The organism is Flavobacterium zhairuonense, assembly GCF_004352915.1.
In the GTDB taxonomy this organism is placed as follows: Bacteria; Bacteroidota; Bacteroidia; order Flavobacteriales; family Flavobacteriaceae; genus Flavobacterium; species Flavobacterium zhairuonense.
In genome coordinates, this window is record NZ_SJSY01000065.1 from 26444 (window position 1) to 48275 (window position 21832).

Annotated in this window: 15 protein-coding genes and 1 other RNA gene; 6 read left to right on the forward strand and 10 right to left on the reverse strand. The window is 33.9% G+C overall.

The features are described from left to right. Positions 1-91 precede the first annotated feature (91 nt). The 5 genes from EYY60_RS03610 to EYY60_RS03630 all read right to left on the reverse strand — a co-directional run bounded on the left by EYY60_RS03610 (position 92) and on the right by EYY60_RS03630 (position 11050). Complete coding sequence (locus EYY60_RS03610; RefSeq protein WP_132988040.1) at positions 92-1672, reverse strand: RagB/SusD family nutrient uptake outer membrane protein; 1581 nt, start codon at positions 1670-1672, stop codon at positions 92-94. A gap of 156 nt (positions 1673-1828) precedes the next feature. Then, positions 1829-4867, reverse strand: coding sequence for a SusC/RagA family TonB-linked outer membrane protein (locus EYY60_RS03615; RefSeq protein ID WP_132988041.1), 3039 nt, complete (start codon positions 4865-4867; stop codon positions 1829-1831). A gap of 359 nt (positions 4868-5226) precedes the next feature. Next, the gene (locus EYY60_RS03620; protein ID WP_132988042.1) at positions 5227-6249 is read right to left on the reverse strand and encodes a glycosyl hydrolase family 18 protein; all 1023 of its coding nucleotides are present in this window, start codon (positions 6247-6249) and stop codon (positions 5227-5229) included. Between the two features lie 86 nt (positions 6250-6335). Beyond that, positions 6336-7850: a SusD/RagB family nutrient-binding outer membrane lipoprotein gene (locus tag EYY60_RS03625; RefSeq protein WP_132988043.1), complete on the reverse strand. Its 1515-nt coding sequence runs from the start codon at positions 7848-7850 to the stop codon at positions 6336-6338. 11 nt (positions 7851-7861) lie between these two features. Then, positions 7862-11050, reverse strand: a complete 3189-nt coding sequence (locus EYY60_RS03630) for a SusC/RagA family TonB-linked outer membrane protein (protein WP_132988044.1) — start codon at positions 11048-11050, stop codon at positions 7862-7864. A gap of 521 nt (positions 11051-11571) precedes the next feature. Between EYY60_RS03630 and EYY60_RS03635 the strand changes: the two genes are divergently transcribed. The 3 genes from EYY60_RS03635 (at position 11572) to EYY60_RS03645 (ending at position 14710) form a co-directional block, all read left to right on the forward strand. After that, complete coding sequence (locus EYY60_RS03635) at positions 11572-12366, forward strand: sensor histidine kinase (protein WP_235832284.1); 795 nt, start codon at positions 11572-11574, stop codon at positions 12364-12366. Continuing rightward, positions 12356-13057 carry a LytR/AlgR family response regulator transcription factor gene (locus tag EYY60_RS03640; protein WP_132988046.1) on the forward strand — a complete coding sequence of 234 codons (702 nt, stop codon included), beginning with the start codon at positions 12356-12358 and terminating at the stop codon, positions 13055-13057. Before EYY60_RS03635 ends, EYY60_RS03640 begins: the two co-directional genes overlap by 11 nt. Before the next feature lie 177 nt (positions 13058-13234). Beyond that, positions 13235-14710, forward strand: a complete 1476-nt coding sequence (locus tag EYY60_RS03645) for an MFS transporter (protein ID WP_132988047.1) — start codon at positions 13235-13237, stop codon at positions 14708-14710. A gap of 87 nt (positions 14711-14797) precedes the next feature. Here EYY60_RS03645 and EYY60_RS03650 read toward each other — a convergent pair whose 3' ends face one another. From EYY60_RS03650 to ffs, 4 genes are all read right to left on the reverse strand, one after another. Further along, entirely contained in the window at positions 14798-15292 is a 495-nt protein-coding gene (locus tag EYY60_RS03650; RefSeq protein WP_132988048.1) for a hypothetical protein, read from the reverse strand. 91 nt (positions 15293-15383) lie between these two features. Continuing rightward, entirely contained in the window at positions 15384-16040 is a 657-nt protein-coding gene (gene fsa, locus EYY60_RS03655) for a fructose-6-phosphate aldolase (RefSeq protein WP_132988049.1), read from the reverse strand. A 128-nt stretch (positions 16041-16168) separates the two neighbouring features. After that, the gene (locus EYY60_RS03660; RefSeq protein WP_132988050.1) at positions 16169-16972 is read right to left on the reverse strand and encodes an SDR family oxidoreductase; all 804 of its coding nucleotides are present in this window, start codon (positions 16970-16972) and stop codon (positions 16169-16171) included. Positions 16973-17160: 188 nt separating this feature from the next. Beyond that, an RNA gene (gene ffs / locus EYY60_RS03665) (signal recognition particle sRNA small type) lies at positions 17161-17258 on the reverse strand. Positions 17259-17346: 88 nt separating this feature from the next. Here ffs and EYY60_RS03670 point away from each other — a divergent pair. Beyond that, positions 17347-18399, forward strand: a complete 1053-nt coding sequence (locus tag EYY60_RS03670) for a glutaminyl-peptide cyclotransferase (RefSeq protein WP_132988051.1) — start codon at positions 17347-17349, stop codon at positions 18397-18399. Positions 18400-18491: 92 nt separating this feature from the next. Next, positions 18492-19730: an imidazolonepropionase gene (gene hutI / locus EYY60_RS03675; protein ID WP_132988052.1), complete on the forward strand. Its 1239-nt coding sequence runs from the start codon at positions 18492-18494 to the stop codon at positions 19728-19730. A gap of 76 nt (positions 19731-19806) precedes the next feature. Here hutI and EYY60_RS03680 read toward each other — a convergent pair whose 3' ends face one another. Further along, positions 19807-20685 (reverse strand): hypothetical protein, encoded by an 879-nt coding sequence (locus EYY60_RS03680; protein WP_132988053.1) that lies wholly within the window; start codon positions 20683-20685, stop codon positions 19807-19809. A gap of 97 nt (positions 20686-20782) precedes the next feature. On the opposite strand from EYY60_RS03680, the gene EYY60_RS03685 reads away from it, so the two are divergent. Next, positions 20783-21829, forward strand: coding sequence for a formimidoylglutamase (locus tag EYY60_RS03685; protein WP_132988054.1), 1047 nt, complete (start codon positions 20783-20785; stop codon positions 21827-21829). Positions 21830-21832 lie beyond the last annotated feature (3 nt).

Here is a 21832-nt window from a genome sequence, read left to right on the forward strand (position 1 = left end):
TTGGCTTTTTAAAATGGTATAAGTAACTCTCATTACTTATACCATTTTCAATTACTAACCAAACTTAAATCCTTTTAATCTTTATGTCTTTTTAGAACTTGTTAACTCCAGTATCCCACCAAAGTCTTGTTGCTCCGGTATCAGGGCCACCTAAAAGCTGAACACCTTGCGCATAACCTGTTGGGTTAGAAGTTTTCTCATTCACATAGAAATTCAATCTTCTCACGAATGTTCCAACTGGAATTTTCCCTCCTGAGAAATTATTTGCTGGCAAGAATAATTTTGGATATCCAGTTCTTCTTGTTTCAGCCCAAGCTTCTTGACCATCAGGGAAACCAGCGATCCATTTTTGAGTAATGATTTTTTGAAGTTTCACTTCGTTAGACGCTGCATCAGACCATTTTACAGTTACTAAGTTTTGTGCTGCAATGTTGTTAGCCGCATTTAATGGATCTGTAAAATTTGCTGGCATTGAAGTATCGTCAGCAATGTAAGCAGAAGCGCTTCCTGCACCTAATTGAGCAAAAGAAGTTGCAATTCCTGCCTCATAGAATGACTGAGCAGTACCGCCACCAACATTCCATCCTTTTAATGCTGCTTCAGCTTTTAAGAAATAAGATTCAGATGCATTAAACCAAGGAATCAAATTGTTTTCAACAATTGGTCCAACTTTAGAGAATAAATCTGCTTTAGCAGTTCTGTAATTAGCATCAACAATAGTTCCCATTCTGATACCTTGATAAATACCACCTGTACCTGTATAGAAGAATGTAGCTCTTCTTGGATCATTATAACCATTCATGATAGAAGTAATAGCACCACCTGCATTAATATCTGCCCAAGGACCAGTATATGTTTTAACAGGATGCTCAGCAATGTAAGCCATGTTATCAGCATTAGAAGTGATTACTCCTAAACCAGCCAATGCCGCTTCACCTTCTGTTTTTGCTTTTGCAGGATCAATATTAGAAATACGCAATGCTAAACGTAATCTTAAAGAGTTAGCAAATTTTACCCATTTCTGAATATTTCCAGCTGCTGTAGTTCCATCTGTAGCATCTCCTGAAGGGAAAAATGTAGCAGAAGCATCTGCAGCTTTTGGAGTTAAAATATCGATTGCAGTTTTTAACTCTGCAAAAAATTGATTGTAAACTGCTTGTTGTGAATCATACGGAGTTGTTCCATCAGGATTTCCAAAACCTGAATATACGATTGGCCCGTAATAATCTGTTGTTTTATGCATTGCATAAACTTTCAAAATAAGAGACCAAGCATAAAATTGAGGATATTTATCTTTTGTTAATTTCTCAAGATTATATGCATTAACCATCTCTTTTTGATACTTCTGAACCCATTCAGCACCATTCCATCCATCTAAAAGAGCGTAAGTTGAATTGTTTGCATTACCTTCAAAATCGTGAGGCGTTCCCATATATCCTGAAAAGATATCAGCATTTAAGTTAAACTGAATATCACCCTGCCAATCATCAGCAACCAAGATATACATTCCTCTCTGCATTGTTTTAAGAGGTGCTTTTACTTGGTTAAAATCTTGTTCTAACTGTGTATTGCTAAAACCAGTCTCGTTGGTATTTATATCTTCAAAGTCACCTGTACAGCTACTTAATGAAAGAGCTAAAACTGAACCTAATATTAATAATTTATTTTTCATCTGTGAATTTTTATCGTTAATTAAAATCATTTTTACTGATTTATAAGCCAACCCATTTAAGGGTTTCATTGTTTGTTATTTTACATTATTTTCATTCAATCAACAAACAAGGATCTTACAACAACCAAAAGGTTTTGTCCTTTTATTAAAATTATTTTAGAAAGTTAAATTTAAATTAACACCTATACTTCTTGTTGAAGGCAATCCAAAAATGTCAACACCTTGCAATCCTTCTCCTGAACTTAATGTTACGTTTGGATCAAACGGAGCATCTTTGTAGAAGAAAAATAAGTTTTTACCAACAAGAGAAACATTCACTGCATTGAAAATTGAAGTTTTGCTGAAATCAAAAGTGTAACCTAACGAAAGTTCTCCTAGTTTAATATTTGTAGCTTTGTACATATATTCTCCTGTAGCTCCTGCTCTGTCACCTACTTGGCTGTAGTAATCTTGTGCATTCATTGTCGTTACAGCTGTTCCGTCAGGTTTTACAGCATTAACTTTAACACCTCCAGCGTCTCTTGCATCACCACTTGCTTTAGATACTCCATAAGAATCAAGCATTGCTTCAGTCATACTCATTACATTTCCACCAAATCTTCCGTCAATAAGCACATTTAAGAATATTTTTTTGTATTTGAATGAGTTTGAGAAACCTAACATAAAATCAGGATTTGAACTTCCCATATCTACCCAATCCGTTTTTTGAATACGTCCAGCATCATCAAGCAAGATTTGACCTTGTGCATTTCTTACAATATCTTTTCCTTGAATTGTTCCGAATGGTTGTCCTTCTTTCATAACGTATCTGTAACTATTTGGATCTCCGTTAGTCAAGATAACTGTATTAACCTCTCCATTTGCACCTGAACCTAGATCAAGTACTGTATTTTTATTTGAAGCATAGTTCAATCCTAGATCCCAAGAAAAGTTATCATTTTGAACTGCTTTACCAGTTACAGTAATCTCAAAACCTTTATTTCTGATACTTCCTGCATTAAACGCATAGTTAGTATATCCTGTAGTATTTGGAATTGGAGCTGGAGAAGTGATTAATTGATTTTTAGTTTCGTTATGGTAGTATGTAAAATCAAATCCTAATCTGTTGTTCAAGAATCTCCATTCTGTACCAAACTCATAAGAGTTTTGCATTTCTGGTTTCAATGAAGTTCCAGGTTGTGGTCCAACAATTGGAGCCGTTACAATACCTCCAACCAAAGTATTTACTGGTGAAGTCAAGAAAGGAGAGATATCATTACCCACTTGAGCAAATGAAGCTCTAACTTTTGCATAGCTAATTGACTCTGGCAATGTTACCATTTGGCTCAAAACAGCTGATAAACCTACAGATGGATAGAAGAAACTTAAATTATCTGTATTTACTAAAGTAGATGACCAGTCATTTCTTCCTGTCAAGTCAAGATAGATCATGTCTTTATAACCAATTGTCGCGCTTGCGAAAAGAGACTGAACTTCTTTTTTACCTCCAATTGTATGTGCGTTTCTTTCTGCAGATACAAAGTTTCCTGTATTAAACCAGTTTGCATTCACAAGTCCATTTTTTTGACCTGAATCACTTATGTAAGCATCGTTGATTGTAGATTTTGTGATACTTGTACCAATGTTAGCGCTGAATGAGAAATCATCACTGAATTTTGTATTGATAGTAGCAATCAAATCTCCATATAACTGAGAGCTTTCGCTATCTGAATAAATGTATCTTCCTGTAGATGGTGCCAATGTTTCATTTGTACCAGCATACATTTTTTTGTCAAAAATATTGTCAAATTTATTATATCCTCCTCTTGCTTTAATACTCAACCATTCGTTAGCTTTATAAGTAATAGCTGCAGAAGTAATTAAAGATTGATTTTTATCAATAGATTGGTTTCTGTTTAAAATCCAACCTGGGTTTTGAATAATATCCGATGTTGCAGATGGCCATCTTTGAGTCATCAAGTTTCTTGCAGGATCGAATACTTCAAAGTTTCTATAATAATCGTTAAAATCATTTCCTCTTGGAAATAAATAAACTCCAGTCAATGGATTGAAATACAATCCGTTTGTAGCCTTGTTTATGATTTTTTGCTCAGTATATGAGATCGCACCATCAACAGTTACTTTATCATCAAATAATTTAACGCTTTGACGAAGTGCAATATTGTTTTTCTTGAACTCATTTGTTGGAATTACTCCATCAACTTTTGTATTAGCATAAGTAAGGCTTGTTGACATTTTATCAGATCCACCATTTACAGATACAGAGTTGATCATAGTAAGACCTGTATTGTAAAAATCTTTTACATGGTCTGGAGAGCTTTTAGCAGGACCCCAAGTTTTGTCAGATGATGGCGCTGCTGCATAATTAGTTTGAAACTCAGGTAAAGAAACTACATTATCAACAAAAACACTCGCATTATAAGCTGCAGTTACTTTTCCTTCTTTTCCTTTTTTAGTTGTTACAACGATTACACCATTTGCTCCTTGAGAACCGTACAAAGCAGCTGCAGAAGCTCCTTTAAGAACTGTCATAGATTCAATGTCATCAGGGTTCATCATTGAGATTGCATCTCCACCGTCTCTGTTTCCTCCAGCTGTATCTCCAAAAACTTGATTCGCTTGAGCAGAATTAGAGTTCAACATTGGAATTCCATCAATAACATATAAAGGCTGATTGTTTGTTGCAGAAGAGTTACCACGAATAGTTACTTTTACAGCTCCACCAGCTCCAGCAGAACTTTTTCCAACAATTAAACCTGCAACTTTTCCAGATAAGCTGTTCATTAAGTTGGCATCTTTAACTCTTGTTACCTCATCACCTTTTACCTCTTGCGCTGCATAAGTAAGCGTCTTTTTTGATCTTTTTAAACCTAATGAAGTTACTACAACTTCACTTAAAGCATTTGAAGATGCATTAACCATTTTTACGTTAATAGTAGTAGCATCGCCAACCACTATACTTTGTGTTTCAAGACCTACATAGCTAAAAACCAATGTCTGTCCTTTTTGTGTTTCGATCGTGTACAATCCGTCAAAATCGGTAGTAGTTCCTTTTTGACTTCCTTGTACCAAAACAGATGCCCCAGGCAACGGCATTCCGTTAGAATCTGTAATCACACCTTTAACATTTTTTACCTGAGCAAGCGAAACTTGCGCCGTAAAAACAATCATAAAGATTAAGAAAATTTTTTTCATGTTTATTTATTTTGTTAGTTATGACGTAAAATTATTCTTAAGGCATTGTTAAAAAAAATAAATTATACAAACAACCCAAAACTTTAAACAAACGACATAAAACATTCAATAATGCGTTTTGCGAAAACGTTTTCAAACCAAAATATCTCTGTATTTTAAGTATTAGACAGCATTATATTCAACATATTAGCTTATTTAATAAAAAATATAAAAATTTCACAACTATTTAAAAAACAATAACTTAAATCAAAAAAAAGCAACCTAAAATCTTTTTCAGACCTTTGCTTTAACAAAATTTTAAGTTTTGTGCCGTTTTTTTTATTTTACAGATTATCTGAAAAATAGTGTTGTTAGTATATTTAGTTATTACAAAGACTTGTAGTTTTAATTTTTAAACTACTGAGCTTCTTATGAACAACATCTAATAAAGAATATTCGTCAAAAGAATCTTGAGAAAGTTCCCAAATCATAATTCCGCCCGTGTTTTGAGCAGCATATTCTACTTTTTTGAGAATAGTTGGTCTTCCATTATAATATATCTTTCCTAATTCATCAAGATCTGCAAATTGTTTTCCTGCCTCAACAATTTGGCCGTAAGTAGAACTTGTAACATTAGAATAGGTGAAATTATAACCATAAAAAGGTACGCCAAGTGTCAATTTTTCGCTTGGAACGTTTTGTTGCTTATGCCAAAATTCAATTCCGCTTTTGGCAAAATCAAAAGAACTATGCTGACCAGGATTATTTGGAGTCCAAGGACCAGTACTGTCATAAGCCATAATATTCAAAAAATCGAATGCATTTAAAGCTGCATTGCTGATGTATTCAAAACGAGTATTATTTGGCAATGCGGCTGTCATTAATTTTTTATGCTCTGTAAGACTCTTTTTTAATTCTATAACAAATCCACTGTAACCAGTTGTTACAGCATCCCATTCGAGATCAACATCAACGCCATCTAAATGATGAAGCTCTACAAAATTTATTATGCTTTGAATTAAAGCTGGCCTGTTTTCGGATTTATCAATAAGCCAAGACCAATTTGAAGCCTGTTCTGCTGAAATGACGCCTCCTCCTAAAGAAATACTAATAACAATATTAGGATTAACAGATTTAGCATATTTAATAAGAGCATCAATATCACCTGTAAAAATGATATTTCCGTCTCTATCAGGATTTGCAAAGGCAACATTCAGATGTGTTAATTTGCAAAACTGAATTGAAGTCATTTTGTTAATGTTATCTGAGGATAAATAACCAATAACTCTAGCTGTTTTTGATTGTTTATCATCATCTGATTCCTTTTGAGAAGTACAGCTGTAAACCGAAGCAAACGAAGTTATAAAGAAAAGAATGCCTAATAAGGCTTTATTATTGATCATAATTTTTAATTTAAACAGATTGTTTTTAATTTTAATTAGATTGAAATAATACCTTATTAGGCATAACTCTATTTTGAGATTTTAACTTAGTTTACATCCCACCAAACTTTGTTTGTCCATTCATTTTTGCCGCCCATTCTAGCCACAGCTTCTTGGAAATTCACACCATTTTTCTGCGCTTCGTCATTTGGATAATACAAACGCGTTGGCACAACGCCACCCGTTTCAGAATCTGGGTTTGTAATAGGCAATAATTTTGGAAATCCAGTTCTTCTCCAGTTTGAATACGCTTCAATACTATTTAATAAATAAGTCACCCAAAGTTGTGTTGCAATTTGCTCCTTCTCTTTTCCTGCAACCAAAGGTTTATTAGTTAAGTAAGTATCTATCGCTGCTTGAGTTGGCAAAGTAGCTCCATACATTGCAAGATGTCTAATACCAGCCTCAACTCCTTTTTTATAATAATCAGAAGCAGCGCCTGTAACCCAACCTCTATAAGCGGCTTCGGCCAATAATAACTGTGATTCTGAATAACTAACATGTAAAAAAGGAGTTGTTTTTAATTTTAGATAAGGCTGAATTCCTGAAATTGCATTAGATCCACCTGGCATTTCCCATTGAAAAACTCCTGGCGTATTACCAACATAAAGTTCTTCGCCTGGACCTGGAGGTCCCCAATTTGAACTTCCTGTTTTAGGAGTAGCAAGCATTGTCAATCTTGGATCACCATTGTTTCTTAAAAAATCAATCATTAATGAACTAAAGTGATCTCCGTTTTCATTTCCAATGAAAGCATATGAAAGTCCGTTTCCTCTAAAATCAAGTGCACCTGGTGTATCATTAAAAGGGTAATCCAAACATTTCATGAAACAGTTATCGGCATTGCTTTGGAAAACGCCATTTGCAAACGCCGCTTTTGCTTGTTTTTCAGCTTCCGCAGGACTTACTTCTGAAATCCTCATTGCCAAACGCAAACGCATTGTATTAGCAAGTTTTTTCCATTTTGAAACATCACCATTATAAAATTGATCGCCTTTTATGGCACCTCCACCATCATTCAACTGTACAAATGCTTCTTCTAATTGTTTAAAAAACGCATTGTAAATATCTTGTTGCTTATCATATTTAGGCGTAACTATTCCCTTCGAGAAACCCAAACCAGCTTCTGAATAAGGACAATCACCATAAAGATCTGTAACACGCTGCATAATCATTACTCTCATAATTTTTGCTACAGCATTCATATTTACTAAAGTTGGATCACTAGAAGTTTTCTCAATAATATCTACAACTCCTTTTAATTCGTTGGCGTAACCATTTCTCCATAAAGCAGTAGCATAATCATCATTTTTCTTGAATTTACTTCCAAACTCTGTTACGTTCCATGCACCTGCATAATGTTGTACAAATCCTCCTGAATAAATCAAGTTGGCTCTCCATTGGTAATAACCGTCACCAGACATACACAATTGTGCAAACGTAAGTTGTCCTGCAGGATTTGCAGATAACGCCACCGGATCTTTTTCCAGTTCGTCAAAATTTTCTGTACAGCCAACCAGCGTAAATATTGCCAATAAAGCTATTATTTGTTTAAATTTCATAATTTCTTTTTTTAGAATGTAACTTTAAGATTAAAACCATACGATCTTCTGAATGGCAATGAACCATATTCAAAACCTTGTCCATTTCCTGAAGTGTACATAGACTCTGGATCAATGTTCGGCAAGTCTTTATTGAAAGTGAATAAATTTCTTGCGAAAGCCGAAACATAAATTGAGTTGATTTTTGCTCCGCCAAAAACACTTCTTGGAATTTGGTAACCTAAACTTACCTCTCTTAATTTCACATAAGAAGCATCATAAATAAATGGCGCTGGCGTGTTGTTGAAAACTGAGTTCCAGTAATCTTGCGGATTTACAGGAGTTGTATTTTTCACATAAACAGGATTAGCTTCTGTTCCAGTATTTACTACCCCGTTTGCAACATAACCTGCTGTAGGAATCCAAGTTGCTTGGCTAAAGTTAGGGTCATTTGCAACTGCTTGTGCTCTTGCTGCATTATAAGCATCTCTTCCTTCTGTCGTAACATCAAGAAGTCCTTTTTGTGCCGCAAGTGAGTTTGTCATTGAGTAAACATCCATTCCAAATTTCATATCAATTAAAAATTGGAACGTAAATCCTTTATAAGAAAAACGGTTTGTCAAACCTGCTGCCCAGTCTGGAAGCCCTTTTCCTAAAGCAACTTTAGTATCTGTGTAAACCGGAAGACCATTTGCCCCTATTATATTTTCTCCAGTAGGTGTTTTTTGGAAATCTTTACCTATAATAGTTCCGTATTGACCTCCAACTTGCGCAACAATCGCGGCACCAGCCCAACGAGCTTCAGAAATAGTATAAGTGTCAATATCTGGATGTAAAGAAACAATTGAGTTTTTGTTTTTAGAAAAGTTCAAATCAATTCCCCATTCAAAATCTTTAGTTTTGATTGGTGTTCCTGATAAGAAAATCTCAATACCTTCATTACGAAGTTTACCCGCATTTACTGAAATGTACTCATAACCAGAAGTCGCAGAAGAAGGCAAATCAATTGTTTGATCTGAAGTATCCTCACGGTAAACTGTAATATCAGCTTTTAATCTGTTTTTGAAGAAAGCCGTTTCAAGTCCAAACTCAATTCCAGTTTTAGATTGATATGTCAAATTAGGATTTGGTGCCGAAGTATTTTTAATATTTACAACACTACCTCCGTTATAAGCAGAATATGTAGTATAATTTAAAGCATTTTTATAAGCTCCTGGCGCATTTGAAACCTGTGCCCAAGATGCTCTGAATTTTCCGTAAGAGAAAGCATCACTCTTAATATCAAACGCATCAGAGAAAACAAAACCTAATGAAGCTGCTGGATAAAAAGCATCTTTGTTGATTACGCTGAACCAATCATTTCTTCCTGTAAACTCAGCATACAAATATCCTTTGTAATCGAATTTAGCAGAACCGTAAATTGAATTTGTTCTCGTTTTTGTGTCCTGTGGTGCATTCTCTGTCTGATTAGAGAAATTGCTGATATATTCTGTACCCGGCTCAATAATATTTGTTCCGAATCTAGAATTTTGCTGTCTTCTGAAATCTCTTCTTCCTGTTCCTAAAATTCCAGAAAGCGTCAAATCTGTAGCTAATTTTATGTTGCTGAACGTTGCTATAAAGTCAGTATTTTGTTCAGAAACTGTAATATTTTCTAATCCAAGATAACCTAAATCTCTTCCTGGCCAAGTACTTCCTTTAGCCATAAAATCTTTAGAATTAAAGTTATAAGTATCCAAACCTGTTCTGAATGTTAATGCTAACCAATTTTTAACCTGATAAGTTCCTGTAACATTACCAATAAAACGGTTTTTTACCGTAGCATTATGATTTTCATTTACAACCCAATACGGATTCAACAAATACACATTATTATTCCACTGATACATTGAACCGTCTACTGGATTTACCGAATTTTTAAGCCAAGCCTGATCAATATTTGGTGCTAAACCGCTTAATGAATATCCAACGTTATTTGGTGAATCTCCCAAACCTGGTCTGTTATTCGTATTTTCAGCAATATAATTTACATTGGCATCCAAAGTAAATTTATCGGATTTGATAGTACCATTCAAAGTCGCGTTGTTTCTTTCTAAACCAGATTCTGGAATTACGTCGTCATTTTTAAGACTATTGAATCCGAAACGAACAAAAGCATTATCACTTCCTGCTGAAAGCGCAATTCCATTTGATGTTGTAACTCCCGTCTTAAAGAAATCCTGAATATTGTTATCTACTTTAGCGTAAGGTCGCATTGAACCATCAAATATTTTAACTTGTTGTCCTACTGTTTCAGAGAATTTAGGTCCCCACGCGTTTGTAGTATATCCGTAAATTTCAGTAGGAGCTTTATTTGGATCTGGTAAAATTCCGTTTGAACCAGTACCGTATTCCGTTTGATAGTCACTGTATTTAGCATTTACTCGGTCAAAACTCACACCACTTGTTAATTCAACTTGCAGTTTTCCTTTGCTACCTTTTTTAGTAGTAATTAAAATTACTCCATTTAACGCTCTAGAACCATAAAGCGCCGCTGCTGCTGCACCTTTAAGAACCGTCAAGCTTTCAATATCATTTGGATTGATGCTCGAAATACCGTCTCCACTATCTCTTCCATCAAACCATTTACTTGTAGCTGCTTGATCATTATTCAAACCAGAGTTATCAATTGGAACACCATCAACAACATAAAGTGGCTGATTACTCTCACCTATGCTAGATATACCTCTAATAATAACTCTTGTACTTCCTCCCACACCAGTAGCAGGAATAGATACATCAACACCGGCTACTTTACCTGAAAGCGCTGTAGCAACGTTTGTTGTAATTACTTTGTTTAATTGTTCTCCTTTGACATCCTGAACTGCATAACCCAATTCTTTCTTTTGTCTCTTGATCCCTAATGCAGTTACAACTACCTCATTTAAATTTTGTGCATCAGGAGTCAGTACAACGTTAATTGTGTTAGCTCCTGCAACAGTAACACTTTTAGTTTTAATTCCGATATACGAAAACACAAGAACATCTCCTGTAGATGCCTGAATCGTATAGACTCCGTCAAAATCCGATTGAGTTACGTTTTTTGTACCTTGAACTAATACAGTTACTCCAGGCAACGGCAATCCGCTCTCATCGCTTACCAAACCTTTGATAGTTTTCGCCTGTGCATTCGCAAATTGCGAGGCGAGAAAAATCACAAAGATTAATACAAATTGTTTCATTTTTTCATGGTTTTTTTTAGTTATGCGATAAATTTATTGTTAATTTTAACATAAATAAAACAATTTATACAAACAGCAAAAAACCTTAAACAAACAACACAAATCATTCAACATTATGTTTTACGAAAACGTTATCTCATTGAAATTAAGCATGATTTCACTTTTTTTACGTTTTTTTATTCAAAAGAATTGCGTTTTAGCTACTAATTGTTTAAAGTTGCACTATATTTAGATATTTGCACAAAAAGCTAACCCAAGTAAAGTTGAAGGAAATTCAAAAACTAAAGTTCAATATCAAGATTCAAAATCATATCTGGTTTTGGAGCATTTATTTCACTTTAAATTTTTTAAGATGGGGAGCATACTTTAATGATTATCCTTATGCTTTCAAATCAAATTCGATTGAGTTTGCGTTAGTCATACCTTTAGTATATTTCAATCTCTTTGTTTTGGTGCCGCGATTTGTCTTAAAACAAAAATACATCCTATATACTTTTTTACTTCTGCTGAGTTTATTTGCAATGTATTTATGCAAAACTGCCCTTACCTATTATATAATATCCGAAAATATTTGGCCAGAAGCTAATCGCGAATATCATCCGTTTGAACTCAACCATATTGTAGCGGTTTGTATTGGAGAATTGTATGTTCTGGCAATGGCGTCATCTGTATATCTGACTTTAACCTGGCTTCGAGAACGTGAAAGAAACAGATCTTTAAGAGAAAATCAATTCAAGATCAAATTAAAATATCTTGAAAATCAAATACAACCGCATTTCTTCTTTAATACGCTGAATAATTTATATGCATTGTCTCTAGAATCTTCAGATAAAGTTCCAGATGTGATCATCAAATTATCCAACTTGATGGAATATGTTTTATATGATGTAAAAGGAACCAAGTTTGTGCCTTTAATTAAAGAGATCGACTACATCCAAAATTACATCGAAATCGAAAAGCTCCGATTTGAAAATGTGGAAGTTACCATTAATCTGGAATCAAATATTGAAGATGTTGTTGTGCCTCCGCTAATCTTCATATCATTAGTTGAAAACGCTTTTAAACATGGCGCCTTAAACAATCCAAACCTTAAAATCAAGATCAATTGTAAAGTTATCGACAACAAATTGTTAGATTTTGAAATCCTAAATAATTTTGTAATTTCACAAAATCTTAATCCAAAAGGAGGAATTGGATTAATCAATACCAAAAAGAGATTGAAATTAATTTACAAGAATAATTTCAGCTTAAAACAGGCTACAAAACTGAACTACTATATAATACGTTTGCAAATACCTATTCGTAATGAAGATTAAATGCGTTTTGATCGACGATGAACCATTAGCTATCAAAGTTCTGCAAAATTACTTTACTAATTTTCCAGATTTTGAAGTTGTTGCTACATTCAATAATTCACTTGAGGCACTTGACTTTTTAAACAGCACGCCTGTTGATGCTGTTTTTTTAGATATCAATATGCCAATGATGACTGGATTTGAATTGATCAGCCTCATCGAAAACAAAACCAAAGTCATTATTACAACCGCTTTTAGGGAATTTGCCGCCGAGAGTTATGATCTTGATGTTTTAGATTATTTAGTAAAACCAATTCCGTTGCCAAGATTCATAAAATGCATCAACAAAATCACTACCGAATACAATCTAAAAAACAATATTAAAGTTGAAGCAACAAAAGGCGATTCTCATATTTTCATCAAAGTCGATAAAAAAATGATGAAAATCAATATTGAAGAAATCCTTTTTGTCGAAGGAATGAAGGAATACATAAAAGTAGTTACTCCAGACAAAACCTATATTACGCATAAATCCCTAACATCTTTATCAGAAGAATTGCCTGCTGATCGCTTTTTGCGCATACATAAATCATACGTAATTGCACTAAACAAGGTAAAATCGATCGAAGGAAACCGCATTCAAATCCAATCTTACACCATTCCTATTGGTAGAAACTACAGTAAGGACGTAAAAAACAAAATTCTGGAATAAATCTGATTACATTTTTCATTTTCTAACTAAGTTAAAACTAACACATTGTTGAAAAAATGATGTTGTTTGTTTAAATTTAACATTATTTGTGCCTTTTTATTTTTTTTTGCTATTCGTAACAAATATATTTACGGTCTTCAAAAAACACTATAATAAAAAATTAACCTTATTACAATTATGAGTTCAGAAAATGTACAGACCAAGTGGGGACAATTTATCTCATTGATAATCGTCTTCTTCTTTTGGGGTTTTGTTGGTTCTGCCAATGACATCCTGATACCAGTTTTCAAAAAAGTATTTACTTTATCGCAAGTACAATCGCAATTAGTAGCCTGGGCTTTCTATGCCGCTTACTTTGTTGGATCAATTATCTTCTTTTTAGTATCTCTAAAAAGAGATGTTTTACAGCAATTCGGGTACAAAAAAACCTTAGCTGCAGGATTAATCCTTTCTGCTGTTGGTTCATTCTTATTCGTTCCTGCAGCAACAATGCAAAGTTTCCCTTTCTTCTTAACGGCACTGTTTACGGTAGGTTTAGGATTTTCTATCCAACAAATTGTTGCAAATCCGCTTGCTATTAAAATGGGAAGCCCAGAAACTGGAGCACACCGTTTGACATTAGCAGGAGGTATCAACTCTTTCGGAACAACAATTGGAGCAATCTTATTAGGAATTGCGCTTTTCGGAATGGGTGACAACAAAAAAACAAACCTTTCTTTAGAAGACATCAAATTACCATTTATCATTTTAGGTCTTGCTTTTATCGTAGTGGCAGTTTTCATGTATTTTTCAAAAATTGAAGATCCAGCAAAAGTTGACGAAGAGGAAGCAATAATCGAGCACAAACACGCTAAATTCAACATCCTTGATTATCCACAATTATATCTTGGAATGCTTGGAATTTTCATTTATGTAGGTACTGAGGTAACTATCATTAGTAATTTGCCAGCTTTATTGCACACAAAAGAATTTGGAAATATTTTAGAAGATGCTATTGCACCATTTATCGCCTTATATTGGGGAAGTTTAATGATTGGACGCTGGAATGGTGGTGTAAACGTTTTCAACACTTCTAACCTTGTAAATACAGCTTTAAAATTCATCGTTCCTGCTTTGGCATTTGGAGTTATTATTGGAGCTAACATTTTTGCTGCTCATGATGTTTCTACATTCTATATTTACCCAATCTGGATTTTATTGTTTATTGCAGTAAGTTTCGTAGGAGGAAAAAATGCAGGAAAAACTTTGATGCTTTTCGGATTGTCAGGAATCACAATGATGATTGCTGGATTAGTTTGGCCAGATCCATCAATTGCAAAATTCTTCTTTATCTCTGGAGGTTTATTCTTATCTATCATGTGGCCATCGATCTTCGATTTAGCGATTGCAGGTTTAGGAAAAAACACAGGAAAAGCTTCATCTTTCTTGATTATGATGATTCTTGGAGGAGGAGTTATTCCATTAATCCAAGGTAGCATTTGTGATTTAGACATTACAAACCCAGGTGGGATTTTCGGAATTTCATATACACACTTCTCTTATGTAGTGCCACTTCTGGGCTTTGCATATCTAGCATTTTATGGCTTCTATTGTCCTAAAATATTAAAAAGACAAGGCATTAACCACGTTGAAGGTAGCGGTGGCGGACACTAAAATTCAAAAACACCAATAAAAAAATCCAAATTCCAGTTAAATGGAATTTGGATTTTTTTTTTTTGATAAAAGAAAAGCCCTAGAAGCTTACTTAGCATCAATAATATTACTCAAATTCTTCTTGAAAATTGCTCTGCTTTGTTCAGAAATCTTATAAACAACATCTTTGTCAGCATGAACAATAACCTTGTCTATATTAGCCGCTAAAAGCGCTTTAGGATCTTTTATTCTTAAAGTACAGGCTCCATCAAAAAAACCGTCATCTTCTATTATCTTTTTTGCTTCAACAACAGTACCATCCGTTAAAACTGCTGAAATAGTCATTTCCTTATTTGGGGTTTTCAAATAAAAACCATCCATTACCAACATTAAACGATAACTGTTTTTAAGTTCTGGCCCTTTAAACTCATGTCGGGTAATATTATAACGAAGACCTTTTGCCAAAGACTGAAACTTGATTGTACAATCTAGCTCATAAGTAGCCACATCGCCTGCATCGTTAACACTGGTTAAAACCTTGGCTTGCGCATTTATCGATACTGTCGCAACAAAAAACGAAACTAAAACTAAGATGATTTTCATAAATATTTCTTTTTACGTTTACATAAAAGTAAAAAAAAATCGTCTTTTTTATTAAAAAAGACGATTTAAATATTTTATAAAAACCTGATTATTACTTATTTCCTTTTTCAAAGTCAGCAACAAACTGTGCTAAACCTATATCAGTCAAAGGATGCTTCAACAATCCAGTGATTGCAGATAATGGTCCAGTCATAACATCAGCACCAATTTTTGCACAGTTAACAATATGCATTGTGTGACGTACTGAAGCTGCTAAAATTTGAGTTTCGTAACCATAGTTATCGTAGATCTCTCTAATTTCCTGAATCAAGTTCAAACCGTCAGTTGAAATATCATCTAAACGCCCTACGAACGGAGAAACATAAGTCGCACCCGCTTTTGCAGCTAATAAAGCTTGTCCAGCAGAAAACACAAGAGTTACGTTTGTTTTGATTCCTTTATCAGAAAAATATTTTGCCGCCATAACACCTTCTTTGGTCATAGGCAATTTTACAACGATTTGATCGTGCAATTCAGCTAACTCTTCACCTTCTTTGATCATTCCATCATAATCAAGCGCATTTACTTCTGCACTTACATCACCTTCAACAAGATTACAGATATCAACATAATGCTTCAAAATGTTGTTTTTTCCGGTAATTCCTTCTTTTGCCATCAATGATGGATTAGTGGTTACACCATCTAAAACACCTAAAGCCTGCGCTTCTTTAATTTGAGCTAAATTAGCTGTATCAATAAAAAATTTCATAATCTATATATTTATAATTGTGTGTTGAAAAATTCGGTGCAAAATTACGAAATCAATGCCAATAACGGTTTTAAAATTTAAAGCAATTTGACAATTATGTTTGAAATCTTACTATTTGCCTCATTTTTTTAAAGTTTATAATGATTCATCAGCATTTTTTCATAGACTTTATCCGGAAGTGCGCGTTTCAAAACAATCGAAAACTTTTGCATAAAAACACCAACTTTATAATGCACATTTGGCTTTTTAGTCTGAATGATTTTAAAAATTGCCTCAGCCATTTCATTCGGATTGCTTCCTGCATCAACATGCTCATTCATTGTTGCTAAAGTATCACCATACACTTTTTCATAAGCCGAGCCTTTTATTACTGGCGCATGAAAACGTCCTGCAGCAATATTTGTAGCAAAATCGCCTGGAGCAACATTTGTAATTTCGATTCCAAATTGCTTTACTTCCATTCTCAATCCTTCGGTAATCAATTCCAAAGCACCTTTTGAAGCCGAATAAACGCTTCTATATGGCAATCCCATATAGGCAGCAATAGAAGTAATATTAATAATAAGCCCAGATTTTTGCTCACGCATTTGTGGCAAAACAGCTTTCATCACTTCGATTGGACCAAAAAAATTCGTTTCAAAATTATTTTTGATTTCTTCCATCGGAATTTCTTCCAAAGGCCCGGTAATTCCAACTCCAGCATTATTGATCACAATATCCAATCTTCCTGAAATCTCTAAAATTTTAGCCACCGCACTTTTTATTGAATCCGAATTTCTAACATCTAAAGCAACAAGCGGAAAAATAGAATTAAGTACTTTTTCTGGATTTCGGCTCGTTCCATAAACGACATAGCCTTTTTTATGCAAAAATTCACCAATTGATTTTCCAATCCCTGACGATCCTCCGGTAATCAAAACAACTTTATTCATTTTTCTTGTTAGATGTTAAATGTTATAAGTTAAAAGTATTTTTAGAGTCAAAAATTAGTCACGCAGCAAACGATGATAACTTTTGCTAAATGATTTCATTCCCAAAAAGTCCAAAAATAAAAAAATCTCCCCGAAGGAAGATTAGATTTATATGAATTCTAAAAAGAATCTTTATAACGAAAAAAAAAAAAAGGCAAGCGACCTACATCGCACCGCTCAACCACGTACCCTTGCTATGTTCCCATCCTGGGGGAGTCTGCAGGAGCTGGTCGTGTAGGACTTGCCGGTGCAAATATACAATCTTTTTATATTTTTGCAAGAGCTTTGTTGCTATAAAAATATCGTTGTATATTGGCTTATTCAAATTTTAAACTATGAAAAAATATAACTTCCTAGCTGTCATTTTATTAGGAATAACATTTGTTGGATGTGGCGAAAAAAATAAAGGTGAAAATTCTTTATTTAATATTGATGATGCTGCTTTTCCGGCTCATTTTACACAAAAAGAAGCAGTTTCTATTGGAGTTTTGAATCCAAAATCGATAGAAATCGACAGTATTGCCTACTTTGTTAATGACAAAAGAGTAGGAAGTACAAAAGGCGCTGAAAAATTCAAATTTGAATTAAAAGATCAAAAACTGGGTTATCAATATTTGAAAGCGACTGTTTATTTTGGCGGAGATTCTTCTGATGCTACGAAAAGAGTTGAATTAGTTTCTGATATCCAACCTAAATTATTAAAGTATAAAGTCATCAATTCTTATCCGCACGACACTACTTCTTTTACAGAAGGTTTCGAGTTTTACAAAGACACTTTATATGAAAGTACAGGACAAAACGGAACTTCATATTTAAGAAAATATGACTATAAAACAGGAAAAGTTTTCAAACAAATTGATCTTGATAAAAAGTATTTTGGAGAAGGAATTACTTTCATTAATGGAAAATTATTCCAGCTTACATGGCAGGAAAAAACAGGCTTTATTTATGATGCCAATACTTTAAAACTTGAAAAAACTTTTGCCTACGATAAAGATATTGAAGGTTGGGGAATGACTAATGACGGAAAATACATTTACCAAACAGATAAAACAGAAAAAATCTGGAAAATGGATCCAGCTACACAAAAAATGATTGACTACATCAATGTTTATTCTGGCGAATCTAAAATAAAAGCTATTAATGAATTGGAATGGATTGACGGAAAAATCTATACAAACGTTTGGCTAAAAGATGCTATTGCAGTTGTAAATCCAACTTCTGGAGCAGTTGAAGGAATCTTAGACATGTCTGGCTTACGCAAATTTATGAGCGACATTACTAAAGATGATGTTTTAAACGGAATTGCTTACAATCCTAAAACTAAAACCATTTTTGTAACTGGCAAAAACTGGAGCAAAATGTTTGAAATAACAGTTTCTGAATAATTTCGAAACAAATAATTTTACGAATTTCACAAGTTTTCACATATAAATACGTGAGAATTTGTGAAATTTGTGTTTTATAACAATCCACATTGATGATCACATTAATCAAAAACATCCAAGAATTATTACAAGTTCGTGAAACTTCAATCGCTAAAGTTTCAGGTCCTGAAATGGCAATACTGCCGTCGATAAAAAATGCTTTTTTAATTATAAAAGACAGCCTTATCGAAGATTTTGGGCCAATGGAAAATTTGCCTCAAATAAGCGCCGATAAAATTGTTGACGCTACAGGAAAAGTAATTCTGCCAACTTGGTGCGACAGCCACACTCATATTGTTTATGCAGGAAACCGCGAACAAGAATTCGTAGATCGCATTAACGGACTTACTTATGAAGAAATTGCTAATCGTGGCGGTGGGATTTTAAATTCGGCTAAAAAACTAAATGAAACTTCAGAAGAAGAAATCTACGAACAATCAAAAGTTCGTTTGGAAGAAGTAATGTACTTAGGAACCGGCGCTGTTGAAATAAAATCAGGTTACGGATTAACGATTGAAGGCGAAATAAAAATGCTTCGTGTAATTAAAAAGTTGGCCGAAAATTATCCAATTGCCATTAAAGCTACATTTTTGGGCGCCCATGCTTTTCCAACACATTATAAAGAAAACAAAGCTGGCTATATCGATGAAATCATTACTAAAATGCTTCCAGAAATTGCCCAAAACAAATTAGCCGAATATATTGATGTTTTCTGCGAAAGTGGTTATTTTTCAGTCGAAGAAACAGAAAAAATCATGCAGGCCGGAATTGATTTTGGCTTAAAACCAAAAATTCACGTTAATCAATTCAACTCAATTGGCGGCATTCAGTCTGGCGTTAAATTTAATGCGCTTTCTGTTGATCATCTTGAAATAATGAATCCAGAAGACATTGATGCTTTAAAAGGGTCGGAAACAATGCCAGTTGCCCTTCCTTCTTGTTCTTATTTTCTAAGCATTCCGTATACACCTGCGCGTGAAATGATTAAAGCTGGCCTACCATTGGCTTTAGCGACAGATTTCAATCCAGGCTCTACTCCATCTGGGAATATGAATTTTGTCGTGGCAACAGCGTGCATCAAAATGAAAATGACACCAGAAGAAGCGATTAATGCAGCAACAATCAATGGCTCTTATGCAATGGGACTTTCAGAAACTCACGGAAGTATCACAAAAGGAAAAAAAGCAAATTTAATTCTGACTAAACCAATTTCTTCTTACTACCAAATTCCATACGCTTTTGGAAGCAATTTAATTGAATCTGTTTTCTTGGAAGGAAAAATTTTAGAATAAAAACTCCATAAAAAAAGGTCTGTGAAAATTCACAGACCTTTAATATCAAAGTGGTATTATTATCCCTGACGGCAGATTATCTTAAACTGAAACTTGTTTTAGAAACTAACTCGTCATTATCAAAAACATTGATAAAATAAGTTCCTTTTGCAAAATCTTTACCTGGAAGATCTTCAGTTACATTTACAGTTTTATTTTCATACTTAACTGTAGTTTTAAAACTGTAAGTTAAAGAGTTATCACCAAAACTTTCTGTTTTCTTTTCTCCTAAAACATTGTTTTTAGCATCAATAACTTGAACATAATATGTTTTATCTCCAGATTTTGCAATTGAATTTTCAGCAATTGTAAAACTTACTTTCAACACATCAGCACGGCTTGCTTTATCTGTCTCAATTTGTTTTCCAGAGCTTTTCAATTTGTAAGCTGCAGTTTTTGTGTTTAAAATAGATAATTTAGAACCTTTTTCAACCGTTTTTGCAAGCTCTTCGTTTTGACCAACTAATACTTCATTGTATTTTTTAGACTCTCCCAAAACTACGATAGTACTGTCTCTTTGAGTAGTTAAAACACCATTTTGTTTTTTCAGCTCATCATTTTCAGCAACTAAAGTTTTCATTTTAGCCTGCATCGCTTGAACTTGAGATTTATATTTAGAAACATCTCCTTTTGATTTATTTAAATCATCCATAAGAGCTACTACTTTATCTCTTTCCTGAATCAATTCGTCAGACATTGAAGTATTCTCAGCGATTGCAGCATCATAAGTTGCTTTTAATTCTTGTAAATCCTTCATAACAGATTCTTTTTCTGTCATTGTAGTGGTAAGCTCAGTTTTAACCACTTCTGTATCAGAAGATAATTTAAAAATATACACTAAACTACCAATCAGTAGGACTGCTAAAACTGCGATTACCGCTTTTAGACTTGAGTTGTTGTTCTTTGGGTTTTCCATATTTAATAATTTTCTTTATTAACAAATTTAAGAATTAATATATCTTAATAACGTATGTTGACACAATTATATTATTTTTGGACAATATTTTTTTTATATGGAGAAATTAATTCCTTTTACTGTTAATGATTTAGCTAAAGTCACAAATCACCGAAGCGGCGAAATTAAATTCGGCGAAAAAATGATTGTCATTCCCAAAGAGGCTGACAAAGTAAAATTCTTGACTGAAAGTGAGGCTAAATATGTACTTTTAGGAATTCCTGAAGATATTGGCGTGCGCGCAAATTATGGCCGTCCGGGTACAGCATCGGCATGGGAAAATGCTATAAAAAGTATTGCCAATATCCAACATAATCGTTTTTCAAAAGGAAGCCAGATCATTGTTTTAGGACAAATCAATGTTTCGCAAGAAATGCGAGATGTCGAAAATCTAGACTTTAATGACATCGATGATCGATCAAAATTGAGTCAGCTTGTTGAAAAAATTGACAAAGAGGTTTCTCATATTATTTTCACCATTATCAAAGCAGGAAAAACTCCAATCATCATTGGCGGAGGCCATAATAATGCTTATGGAAATATAAAAGGTTCTGCTCTTGCCAAAGGAAAACCTATAAACGCAATCAACTTTGACGCACATTCTGATTTTAGGATCCTAGAAGGCCGTCACAGTGGAAATGGCTTCTCTTATGCTTACGAAGAAGGTTTTCTGAAAAAATACTTCATTTTCGGACTGCACGAAAATTATACTTCAAAAAGTGTTTTGGATATCATCAAAAAACTAGAAGATCGTGTGCGATATAATACTTATGACAGCGTGAATATCCGAAAAGAAAAAGATTTTAATCGAGAAATGGCTTTGGCTTTAGGGTTTATTCAAAATGATTCTTTTGGAATTGAAATTGATTTGGATGCTATTCCGAATATCGCCAGCAGCGCCATGACTATTAGCGGTTTTTCTGTAGAAGAACTGCGCCAGTTTGTTTCTTTCTTCGGACAACATAGAAACGCTACTTACTTGCATATTTGCGAAGGAGCGCCAGATTTAGCCGATTCTCCAAACAACAATTTGATTGGAAAATTAATTGGTTATTTAATTACTGATTTCATAAAAGCAAACAATGAAAAAGAAAAATCCAACTGAACT